This is a genomic window from Paenibacillus protaetiae, assembly GCF_004135365.1.
Taxonomy (GTDB): domain Bacteria; phylum Bacillota; class Bacilli; order Paenibacillales; family Paenibacillaceae; genus Paenibacillus_AP; species Paenibacillus_AP protaetiae.
Genome location: NZ_CP035492.1, coordinates 3,706,610 through 3,718,538, shown reverse-complemented (window position 1 = coordinate 3,718,538; position 11,929 = coordinate 3,706,610). Strand labels below are relative to the sequence as shown.

Below are 11,929 nucleotides of genomic sequence, written 5' to 3'. Positions count from 1 at the left end.
GCCAAGCGCAACCTTAAAAGCTGCTATTAAGAGCTTTTCTTAGCGATGATCGCTTCGGAAATCGAACGTGGTACTTCTTCATAGTGCGAAAGCTCCATGGAGAATACGCCACGGCCTTGCGTACCGGAACGAAGCGTAGTCGAGTAACCGAACATCTCTGCAAGAGGCACCTTAGCACGGATAATTTGTGCGCCGGAACGCGTATCCATACCTTCGATGCGACCGCGACGGGAGTTCAGCATACCCATTACGTCGCCCATGTATTCTTCAGGAACGGTAACTTCGACCTTCATGATTGGCTCAAGCAGTACAGGAGCACATTTCTCCTTCGCTGCTTTCAGCGCCATGGAACCAGCGATTTTAAACGCCATTTCCGAAGAGTCGACGTCATGGTACGAACCGTCGAATACGGTAGCTTTAATATCAACCATTGGGAAGCCGGCAATTACGCCGTTTTTCATCGACTCTTCAATACCCGCTTGGATAGGAGCGATGAATTCACGAGGAATTGCGCCACCAACGACTTTGTTTTCGAAGATAAAGCCTTCGCCTGGCTCCAGTGGAGTAAACTCAACCCAGCAATGGCCGTATTGACCTTTACCGCCGGACTGACGAACGAATTTACCTTCAACTTTTGCTGCTTGACGGAACGTTTCGCGATAAGCAACCTGAGGTTGACCAACATTCGTCTCAACCTTAAATTCGCGAAGCATACGGTCAACGAGGATTTCAAGGTGAAGCTCACCCATACCTGCGATGATCGTTTGGTTCGTTTCTTCGTCGGTGTAAGCGCGGAAGGTTGGATCTTCTTCAGCAAGCTTGGAAATCGCGATACCGAGTTTATCTTGGTCAGCTTTCGTTTTAGGCTCGATAGCAACTTCGATAACCGGTTCAGGGAAGTTCATCGATTCAAGAATGATAACATTCTTTTCGTCGCAAAGCGTGTCGCCTGTGATCGTGTCTTTCAGACCAACCGCAGCAGCGATGTCACCCGCGTAAACTTCCGTGATTTCTTGACGGCTGTTCGCGTGCATTTGGAGAATCCGTCCGATACGTTCACGTTTGTTCTTCGTCGAGTTCAGAACATAGGAACCGGATTTCAGGATACCCGAGTATACACGGAAGAACGTCAATTTACCAACATAAGGGTCAGTCATGATCTTGAACGCCAAAGCCGCGAACGGCTCTTCATCGGAAGAATGGCGTACCGACTCTTCGCCGTCTTCGAGCGTACCTTTAATAGCTGGTACGTCAAGCGGGGATGGCAGGTAGTCAACAACCGCGTCAAGCATCATTTGAACGCCTTTGTTGCGGTACGAGGAACCAGCGATAACCGGGAAGATTTTAACTTCGCAAACGCCTTTGCGGAGTGCTGCTTTCAGTTCCGGAATCGAAATTTCTTCGCCTTCCAGGTACTTCATCATCAGCTCTTCGTCGAGTTCTGCTACTTTCTCAACCAGTTCCATACGGAGCTCTTCGACTTGGTCTACAAGCTCAGCAGGAATTTCGACTTGCTCAGGCTCTTTGCCGAGGTCGTCTTTGTATTTGTACGCTACGCGCTCAACAATGTCGACTACGCCAACAAAGTCACTTTCAGCACCAATTGGAAGCTGGATAGCTACCGCATTGGCTTGCAGACGTTCACGCATGTCTTTAACAACATTCAGGAAGTCCGCGCCGATAATGTCCATTTTGTTGATGTAAGCGATACGAGGTACGCCGTAACGGTCAGCTTGACGCCATACAGTCTCGGACTGCGGCTCAACGCCTTCTTTTGCACTGAAAACCCCAACGGCCCCGTCCAATACGCGCAGGGAGCGTTCAACTTCTACTGTGAAGTCAACGTGTCCCGGGGTGTCAATGATATTAATGCGGTGACCCTTCCACTGAGCGGTCGTTGCGGCAGACGTAATCGTGATGCCGCGCTCTTGTTCTTGTTCCATCCAGTCCATCGTCGCAGCGCCTTCATGCACTTCGCCGATTTTGTGGGTACGGCCCGTATAGAACAAGATCCGTTCAGTCGTTGTGGTTTTACCAGCGTCAATATGCGCCATAATCCCGATATTACGCGTATTTTTCAAGGAGAACTCTCTTGCCATGAATATAGTCTCCCTTCGTTATCCTACCAACGGTAGTGAGCGAATGCTTTGTTTGCTTCCGCCATTTTGTGCGTATCTTCACGTTTCTTAACAGAAGCGCCAGTGTTGTTGGATGCATCGATGATCTCAGCAGCCAAACGTTCTTCCATCGTTTTCTCACCGCGGTTGCGCGAGTAGTTCACGAGCCAACGGAGACCAAGCGACGTACGGCGTTCTGGTTTAACTTCGATCGGTACTTGGTAGTTGGCACCGCCGACACGGCGAGCTTTAACCTCAAGTACTGGCATGATGTTTTTCAAAGCAGCTTCATAAACTTCCATCGGATCTTTACCCGTGCGCTCTTGAACCAGCTTGAATGCATCATACAGAATCGTTTGTGCAACACCGCGTTTGCCGTCAAGCATGATGCGGTTGATGAGGCGCGTTACCAGTTTGCTGTTGTAAACCGGATCCGGCAGCACATCGCGTTTTGTTACAGGACCTTTGCGTGGCATGATAAAGTCCCCCTTTCTTTAGTAATCGGATAATCTGCATATATTATGCGGATATTATTTTTTAGCTTTAGGACGTTTCGTGCCGTATTTCGAACGAGATTGCATACGGTTGTTCACACCTGCAGTATCAAGCGCACCACGAACGATGTGGTAACGTACACCCGGAAGGTCTTTTACGCGGCCCCCGCGGATCAGTACAACGCTGTGCTCTTGCAAGTTGTGACCGATACCTGGAATGTAAGCTGTCACCTCGATGCGGTTCGTCAAACGTACACGCGCATATTTACGAAGTGCGGAGTTCGGTTTCTTAGGAGTCATAGTACCTACACGAGTGCAGACACCACGTTTTTGTGGAGCGCTAATATCCGTAGCTTCCCGTTTCAGAGCGTTAAAACCTCTTTGCAGGGCTGGAGATTTCGACTTTACCACTTTTGCTTGACGTCCTTTACGAACGAGTTGGTTAATTGTTGGCATTTTGTGCCACCCCCTTCCAATATCTTGATGTCTTTTTGTATCAATGGTAGACATTAAACCCAATTGTTAAGCCCACAGATCCAGGCGGTTCATAAAAGAGCAAATAAAAATTTCTGCCGAACACCACATTCATGTTGTAGAGCCAGCAAAAAAGGTGTCATCTTTATTGTTCCGCATGTACGAGTGCAGCTGTTGCAGCCCCTACGTCAATTCCGCAGGTTTCGCCAAGCAGCTTCATGGTATCGATCCATCTGATCGGCACCTCTAAACGTTCACACAGATGAGCGATCTTGTCTCTCATCTTCGGATCTGCATCACGGGCAATGTAGACTTCGATTGCACGACCTTGCTCGAGCATCTTCGTCGTCTGTTTTGCGCCAACTTTAAATTGCATGGTATCACCATCCTCTATCAAAAAAGAAGGCTTAGCCACTAGGCACACTTCGATATATTATCACCTAATGCCCTGCTATGTCAAGGCGGCATTGCAAAATGCTCATTGCTAACATTTGTAACTTTTCGCACAGCAAGCGAAAAGCGGGCAGCCGATTGTCAGAGACATCCGGCTGCCGCGCTGCGTTCGCCATGCTTTACAAGGAAGGGAGCAAGCGGTCGATTAATCAACCGTAACCGCTTCGGACTCCAGCTCGCCTTGCGCTGCTTCTTGCTCTTCTTCGATACCGGCAAAACGGATATTCCGGTAGCGGGTCATCCCCGTACCTGCCGGAATCAGCTTGCCGATAATGACGTTTTCTTTCAGGCCGAGCAGCTGATCGACTTTGCCTTTGATGGCAGCGTCGGTAAGCACGCGGGTCGTTTCTTGGAACGACGCAGCGGACAAGAAGGAATCCGTTTCGAGGGAAGCTTTGGTAATACCGAGCAATACCGGTTTTGCAACGGCAGGTTCTTTGCCGGCCAAGATTGCATCGCGGTTTGCTTCTTCGTATTCATGCATATCAACAAAAGCGCCTGGCAGCAGCGTCGTATCGCCCGCATCAACGATACGGATTTTGCGAAGCATTTGCTTAACCATGACTTCGATATGCTTGTCGTTGATTTCTACGCCCTGATTCCGGTATACGCGTTGAACTTCCTGAAGGATGTAGTTCTGAACGCCACGGATACCTTTAATGCGCAGCATGTCTTTCGGGTCAATGGAACCATCGGTCAGCTCATCGCCGGCTTCTACATGCTGCCCTTCGGTTACACGGATACGGGAGCCGTAAGTAACGGCATAGACCTTCGTTTCCGCTTCGCCTTGCACTTCGATTTCGCGGCGGTCTTTCGCTTCGCGAATCTCTTTGATTACGCCGTCAAGCTCCGTAATGATCGCTTGGCCTTTCGGGTTACGCGCTTCGAAAAGCTCCTGGATACGCGGCAAACCTTGCGTAATATCGTCGCCGGCAACGCCGCCGGTATGGAATGTACGCATGGTGAGCTGGGTTCCCGGCTCGCCGATCGATTGGGCAGCGATGATGCCGACAGCTTCGCCGATCTCTACGTGCTTGCCTGTTGCCAGGTTGCGGCCGTAGCAAATTTTGCACACGCCATGGCGGGCGCGGCAGCTCAAGATCGAACGAATTTGGATCTTTTCGATACCAGCATCTACGATAGCTTCTGCTTTGTCCGAATCAATCAATTCGTTGCGGTTCACAATAATTTCTTTCGTCACTGGATGACGAACCGTCTCGAAGGAGTAACGGCCTTCAATACGGTCGTACAGATCCTCGATAACTTCTTTGCCGTCCTGGATTTTATGAACGGTAAAGCCTTTGTCCGTACCGCAATCGTCTTCACGAACGATAACGTCTTGCGCAACGTCAACCAGACGGCGGGTCAAGTAACCCGAGTCGGCTGTACGAAGAGCCGTATCGGCGAGACCTTTACGCGCACCGTGCGTCGAGATGAAGTACTCGAGGACGGTCAGGCCTTCGCGGAAGTTCGATTTGATCGGCAACTCGATGATGCGGCCGGCCGGGTTGGCCATCAGGCCGCGCATGCCGCCAAGCTGCGTGATCTGCGATTTGTTACCGCGCGCTTTGGAATCAACCATAAGCATGATGTTGTTGTAGCGGTCCATTGATTTCATCAGCACGTCGGTAATGCGATCTTTCGCTTTACCCCAAATATCGATAACACGGTCATAACGTTCGTCATTCGTAATCAAACCGCGACGGTATTGATTCGTAACAACTTTCGCTTGATTTTCCGCTTCGCTCAGGATATCCGCTTTTTCTTTCGGCACGACAACGTCGGATACGGCGATCGAAACGCCGGCACGCGTGGAATACGTGAAACCGAGCTGCTTGATGCGGTCAAGCGTAATCGACGTTTGTGTCGTATGGTATTTGCGGAAACACTCGGCGATAATCGTACCGAGGTACTCTTTGCCGACACCGCCGGCAATCGGCAGCGCTTCTGCAAATTTTTTCAGGTCAGTACCTTTTTCATGCACGAAATATTTATCAGGTGTACCTTGAAGCAGATTAACTTTCGTTGCCTCGTTAATATACGGGAAGTCTGCAGGGAAAATCTCGTTAAAGATCACCTTGCCGACCGTAGTCGAGATAAGCGATTCGTTCTGCTCTTTGGTAAAGCCTGTTTTGTTCAACACGCGCGCAGGGATGAAGATACGGGCATGCAGCGAGACAATCTCGCGCTGATAAGCCGATACTGCTTCATTTACGGTTGCGAATACCGATCCGGCGCCTTTGGCTTCGTTATTGTCCATCGTCAGATAGTAGCTGCCAAGAACCATATCCTGCGAAGGCGTAACGACAGGCTTGCCGTCTTTCGGGTTCAAAATGTTGCCTGCAGCAAGCATCAGAAGACGTGCTTCCGTTTGGGCTTCTGCGGACAGCGGAACGTGAACGGCCATTTGGTCGCCGTCGAAGTCGGCGTTGTACGCCGTACATACGAGCGGATGGAGGCGGATAGCGCGGCCTTCCACCAAAATCGGTTCAAACGCTTGAATACCGAGTCTGTGAAGCGTAGGGGCACGGTTCAGCAGAACCGGATGTTCTTTGATAACTTCCTCCAGAACGTCCCACACTTCTGCGCTTACGCGTTCTACTTTGCGTTTTGCGCTTTTGATGTTATGAGCAAGACCTTTATTAACAAGCTCTTTCATGACGAAAGGCTTAAACAGCTCCAAAGCCATCTCTTTCGGCAGGCCGCATTGGAACATTTTCAGGTCCGGACCTACGACGATAACGGAACGGCCGGAATAGTCAACGCGTTTACCGAGCAAGTTTTGGCGGAAACGGCCTTGTTTACCTTTCAGCATATGGCTGAGCGATTTCAAAGGACGGTTGCCCGGGCCAGTTACCGGACGGCCGCGGCGGCCGTTATCGATCAAAGCGTCAACGGCTTCTTGCAGCATCCGTTTCTCGTTTTGCACGATAATGTCCGGTGCGCCAAGATCCAGAAGGCGTTTCAGACGGTTGTTGCGGTTAATAACGCGGCGGTACAGATCGTTCAGGTCAGACGTTGCAAAACGTCCGCCGTCGAGCTGAACCATCGGGCGAAGCTCCGGCGGAATAACCGGCAGCACATCAAGAATCATCCAATCCGGCTGGTTGCCGGAATTACGGAATGCCTCGATGACTTCCAGACGTTTGATCGCACGGTTGCGGCGTTGGCCTTGCGCCGTACGAAGCTCTTCTTTCAGCGTCTCAAGCTCTTTTTCCACATCAATGTCCTGCAAAAGCTTTTTAACCGCTTCAGCGCCCATGCCGGCTTGGAATCCGTAGCCGTATTTTTCACGGTAGCTGCGGTATTCTTTTTCGGACAGCAGTTGTTTTTTCTCGAGCGGCGTATCTCCAGGGTCGGTTACGACATAGGATGCAAAGTAGATAATTTCCTCAAGCGAACGAGGAGACATATCCAAAGCAAGACCCATGCGGCTTGGAATCCCTTTAAAGTACCAAATATGCGATACAGGAGCAGCCAATTCGATATGGCCCATCCGTTCGCGGCGAACTTTCGCGCGGGTTACTTCAACGCCGCAGCGGTCGCACACGACGCCTTTATAACGAACCCGTTTATATTTGCCGCAGTGACATTCCCAGTCTTTCTGCGGTCCAAAAATTTTCTCGCAGAAGAGCCCTTCCTTTTCCGGCTTCAACGTTCTGTAGTTGATTGTTTCCGGTTTTTTCACTTCTCCGCGGGACCAAGAACGAATTTTATCCGGCGATGCCAGACCAATTTTCATATACTCGAAGTTGTTCACGTCCAACAAGGAGCAACCCTCCTTCGTCATGTATAGCTGTAGTCATAGGCTGACTCCCGATGAGAACCATTGCCGTCGGGAGCCGTGCCTGAAATCGTTATTTATTCCGCGCCAACTTCTGCGCCTTCAAGGTTGAGATTCAGTTTATCGCCCGCTGCATCATCTTCATCGTCCGATTCTTTCATCTCGATTTCCTCTTCATTCTCGGACAGGATTTTTACGTCCATGCCAAGGCTTTGAAGCTCTTTGATCAATACCTTAAACGATTCCGGAACGCCTGGCTCCGGTACGTTCTCGCCCTTCACGATCGATTCGTACGTCTTCACGCGGCCAACCACGTCGTCAGACTTAACCGTGAGGATTTCTTGCAGCGTATGAGCGGCACCGTAAGCTTCAAGCGCCCATACTTCCATCTCCCCGAAACGCTGGCCGCCGAACTGCGCTTTACCACCCAGCGGCTGCTGGGTAACAAGCGAGTAAGGGCCTGTCGAGCGGGCATGGATTTTATCATCGACCATGTGCGCCAGTTTGATCATGTACATGACGCCTACAGTTACTTCACGTTCAAACGTTTCGCCTGTGCGGCCGTCGTACAGAACGGTTTTACCGTTGCGCTGCATGCCGGCTTCTACAAGGGTGTCAAATACGTCATTTTCACGCGCGCCGTCAAATACCGGCGTTGCCGCATGAATGCCGAGCAGCTTGCAGGCCATGCCAAGATGGACTTCAAACGCTTGACCGATGTTCATCCGGGAAGGTACGCCCAGCGGGTTCAGAACGACCTCAACCGGCGTGCCGTCCGGCAGGAACGGCATATCTTCTTCCGGCATGATGCGCGCGATAACCCCTTTGTTACCGTGGCGTCCTGCCATTTTATCGCCTTGCGAAATTTTACGCTTCTGAGCGATGTAAACACGGACAAGCTGATTAACGCCCGGAGGCAGCTCGTCGCCGTTCTCGCGCGTAAATACTTTCACGTCTACAACGATGCCGTCCGTACCATGCGGTACACGGAGCGACGTATCGCGAACTTCGCGTGCCTTTTCGCCAAAGATGGCATGCAGCAAGCGTTCTTCTGCCGTAAGCTCCGTTACGCCTTTAGGCGTTACTTTGCCGACCAGAATGTCGCCCGCGCCAATTTCGGCGCCGACACGGATAATACCGCGTTCGTCGAGGTTTTTGAGCGCTTCTTCCCCAACGTTCGGGATGTCGCGTGTAATTTCTTCCGGCCCCAGCTTCGTATCGCGGGCTTCGGATTCATATTCCTCAATGTGAATGGACGTGTACACGTCTTCTTTCACAAGTTTTTCGCTAAGCAGGATGGCATCCTCGTAGTTGTAACCTTCCCAAGTCATGAAGGCAACGACTACGTTGCGGCCAAGCGCCAATTCGCCTTGTTCCGTCGAAGGGCCGTCAGCCAGAATGTCGCCTTTTTTGATTACTTCGCCTTTGCGGACGATTGGGCGCTGGTTGATGCAGGTACCTTGGTTGGAACGCATAAATTTATGAACTTTATGTTTAATCAGGTCACCGTGAACTTCGCGGCCGTCGATTGTCTCAACACGACGCAGCCAAATTTCATTTGCCGTAACCCGTTCAATAATACCGTCGTACTTGGATACAATACATACACCCGAGTCTTTCGCCGCTTTATGCTCCATGCCCGTTCCGACGAACGGAGCTTTCGGAATAAGAAGCGGTACAGCTTGGCGTTGCATGTTCGATCCCATCAAGGCGCGGTTCGAGTCATCGTTCTCAAGGAACGGAATAAGAGCCGTCGCCACGGAAACAACCTGTTTCGGCGATACGTCCATATAGTCAATCCGGCTGGACGGCATCGTCAAAATGTTATCGGCTTGCTTATTGTAACGGACAATGTTGGTCTCTTCCACAAATGAACCGTCTTCGTTCAGCAAAGCGTTCGCTTGGCCTACAACGTAGTTGTCTTCTTCATCGGCAGTCATATAGGTAACTTGATCCGTTACCCGACCTGTCTTCGGATCGATCCAACGGTATGGCGCTTCAATAAAGCCATACTCATTGATCCGGGCAAACGTCGACAAGGAGTTGATCAGACCGATGTTCGGACCTTCCGGCGTCTCGATCGGGCACATCCGTCCATAGTGGGACGGATGGACGTCGCGGACTTCCATGCCAGCCCGTTCACGCGTCAAACCGCCAGGTCCAAGAGCGGACAAACGGCGTTTATGCGTAAGCTCGGCAAGCGGGTTCGTCTGGTCCATAAACTGCGACAGCTGCGAAGAGCCAAAAAATTCCTTAATGGACGCAATGACCGGGCGTATATTAATAAGAGCCTGCGGCGTAATCGCATTCGCGTCCTGAATGGACATTCTTTCGCGGACAACGCGTTCCATACGGGACAAACCGATACGGAACTGGTTTTGCAGCAGTTCGCCAACGGAACGAAGGCGGCGGTTGCCCAAATGGTCAATATCGTCCGTGTTGCCTACGCCATGCAACAGGTTGATGAAATAGTTGATGGATGCGATAATATCGGCCGGCGTAATATGCTTCACCGCTTTGTCGATAATACCGTTCGAGATGACTTTGATCACCTTCGTCTCATCCAGCGGCGAGAATACGTTAACGGCTTGAAGCGGAATGCTGTCGGATTCCAGAACGCCGCCTGCAACATGGTAGGTTTTGAAACCTACGTTGGTTTCAAGACGGTCCAAAATTTCGTCAAGCAGTCTGCGGTCAATCACTTGACCAGCTTCAGCGATAATTTCGCCTGTGTCCGGATCAAACAGCGTCTCAGCAAGACGTTGGTTGAACAAGCGATTTTTGATGTGAAGCTTTTTGTTTATTTTGTAACGGCCTACGTTTGCAAGGTCATACCGTTTTGGATCAAAGAAGCGCGCAACGAGCAGGCTTCTTGCGTTGTCCAATGTCGGCGGCTCGCCTGGACGAAGACGTTCATAAATTTCGATCAATGCTTTTTCCGTCGAGTCGGTGTTATCCTTGTCGAGCGTATTGCGGATATACTCGTCATTGCCAAGCAGCTCCAAAATTTCGGCATCGGTGCCGAAACCAAGCGCACGCAAAAGAACCGTTACCGGGATTTTGCGCGTGCGGTCGATCCGAACGTAAATGATATCTTTGGCGTCCGTTTCAAGCTCGAGCCATGCGCCGCGGTTAGGAATGACAGTAGCCGTGTATGTCTTCTTCCCGTTCTTATCAACCTTCGTGCTGAAATATACACTTGGGGATCGAACCAATTGACTGACGATAACCCGTTCCGCCCCGTTAATAATAAACGTGCCGGTCTCGGTCATCAGCGGGAAGTCACCCATGAACACTTCTTGTTCCTTCACTTCGCCGGTTTCCTTATTGAACAGCCGCACCTTAACGCGTAATGGAGCAGCATACGTCACATCGCGCTCTTTCGAATCGTCAACCGAATACTTAGGTTCCCCCAAGCTATAATCGATAAACTCAAGTGATAGATTCCCCGTAAAGTCCTGAATCGGCGAGATATCCTGGAACAGTTCTAGCAGATCGCTTTCCAGAAACTTCTCGTACGATTTTTGTTGGATCTCAATTAGGTTTGGGACTTCCAGCACCTCGTTGATTCGGGCATAGCTTCTACGCGTGCGCCGACCATACTGAACAAGTTGTCCTGCCAACTTTACCTCACCCCTCATGTCTGTCTCACAGCATCGATATTTTACTCCCGACACATGTTCTTCTTTCAAATAAAGAAAAGCCCTTATCGAATAGCTTCGAAAAAAGAGCATGTTCCGGGAGCCGGCCACGCGCGAACGAAGGCGCCACGGCCTCATATCAAGTAATTTTGCCCAAAATGTAAACATTATACGTCATACGCCGGCCAAATATGCATTCGCCTCAAAAAAATCGCGCTTGACATTTTAACTGACTAAAGATATTGAGCCCAATTTAATGCTGACATTTTATAATACTATCACATCGCAAATGTCAAGTCAAGATTTTAAATTCATTCCCAAAAAGATCCATTTACGCATTTTCCTGCTTCACTCGCCGGATTTAACGGCACAAAAGATGCGGTAGCCTTTATCCTTTGTTATTTCATCCACTTGGCCAAAAAGCGACAGCAATTTAGCTTCCGCAGAAGGCGCGCCCTGCTTCTTCTGAATAACGACCCACATGCGGCCGCCCGGCACAAGCCGTTCATAACCTTCTTCGAAAATCCGGTGGACAACGGCTTTGCCCGCACGAATCGGCGGATTAGTCAAAATAGTATCAAATGCTGCATCTTTTACTTTCTCATATAGATCGCTTTGAACAATCGTCACATTGGCGATGCCGTTCAGCTTGGCGTTATGACGGGCCAGCTCGACAGCTCGCTCGTTAATGTCGATCATCGTAACATGGCCTTGCGGCGCCAGTTTTGCTGCCGTTAGTCCAATCGGGCCGTAACCGCAGCCGACATCCAGCACCTTGGCGTCCGGATTAATCGTTAATGTTTCAAGCAGCACTCTGCTTCCGTAATCTACAGCAGACTTTGAGAATACGCCCGCATCCGTCACAAAACGAAACGAAAAATCCCGAATTTTCGTTTCAACCGTTTGCCGGTCCGACTTCACGTCCGGTTTTGCCGAATAATAATGGCCAGCCATCGTGGACCCCCC

Annotated in this window: 7 protein-coding genes; all 7 read right to left on the bottom strand. The window is 50.5% G+C overall.

What is annotated here, in order from left to right; translation table 11 throughout:
- Positions 1 to 26: 26 nt before the first annotated feature.
- The 7 genes from fusA to ET464_RS17080 all read right to left on the bottom strand — a co-directional run bounded on the left by fusA (position 27) and on the right by ET464_RS17080 (position 11,917).
- Positions 27 to 2,099, bottom strand: coding sequence for an elongation factor G (gene fusA, locus ET464_RS17110; RefSeq protein ID WP_129443061.1), 2,073 nt, complete (start codon positions 2,097 to 2,099; stop codon positions 27 to 29).
- A gap of 23 nt (positions 2,100 to 2,122) precedes the next feature.
- Entirely contained in the window at positions 2,123 to 2,593 is a 471-nt protein-coding gene (gene rpsG, locus ET464_RS17105) for a 30S ribosomal protein S7 (protein ID WP_129443059.1), read from the bottom strand.
- 54 nt (positions 2,594 to 2,647) lie between these two features.
- On the bottom strand, positions 2,648 to 3,067 hold the full coding sequence (gene rpsL, locus ET464_RS17100; RefSeq protein ID WP_129443057.1) for a 30S ribosomal protein S12: 420 nt from the start codon (positions 3,065 to 3,067) through the stop codon (positions 2,648 to 2,650).
- Positions 3,068 to 3,230: 163 nt separating this feature from the next.
- Positions 3,231 to 3,461, bottom strand: coding sequence for a ribosomal L7Ae/L30e/S12e/Gadd45 family protein (locus ET464_RS17095; RefSeq protein WP_129444531.1), 231 nt, complete (start codon positions 3,459 to 3,461; stop codon positions 3,231 to 3,233).
- A gap of 222 nt (positions 3,462 to 3,683) precedes the next feature.
- A complete protein-coding gene (gene rpoC / locus ET464_RS17090; protein WP_129443055.1) occupies positions 3,684 to 7,307 on the bottom strand; it encodes a DNA-directed RNA polymerase subunit beta' in 3,624 nt (1,207 codons plus the stop codon).
- Between the two features lie 92 nt (positions 7,308 to 7,399).
- Entirely contained in the window at positions 7,400 to 10,963 is a 3,564-nt protein-coding gene (gene rpoB / locus ET464_RS17085) for a DNA-directed RNA polymerase subunit beta (RefSeq protein WP_129443053.1), read from the bottom strand.
- 348 nt (positions 10,964 to 11,311) lie between these two features.
- Positions 11,312 to 11,917, bottom strand: a complete 606-nt coding sequence (locus ET464_RS17080; RefSeq protein ID WP_129443051.1) for a class I SAM-dependent methyltransferase — start codon at positions 11,915 to 11,917, stop codon at positions 11,312 to 11,314.
- Positions 11,918 to 11,929 lie beyond the last annotated feature (12 nt).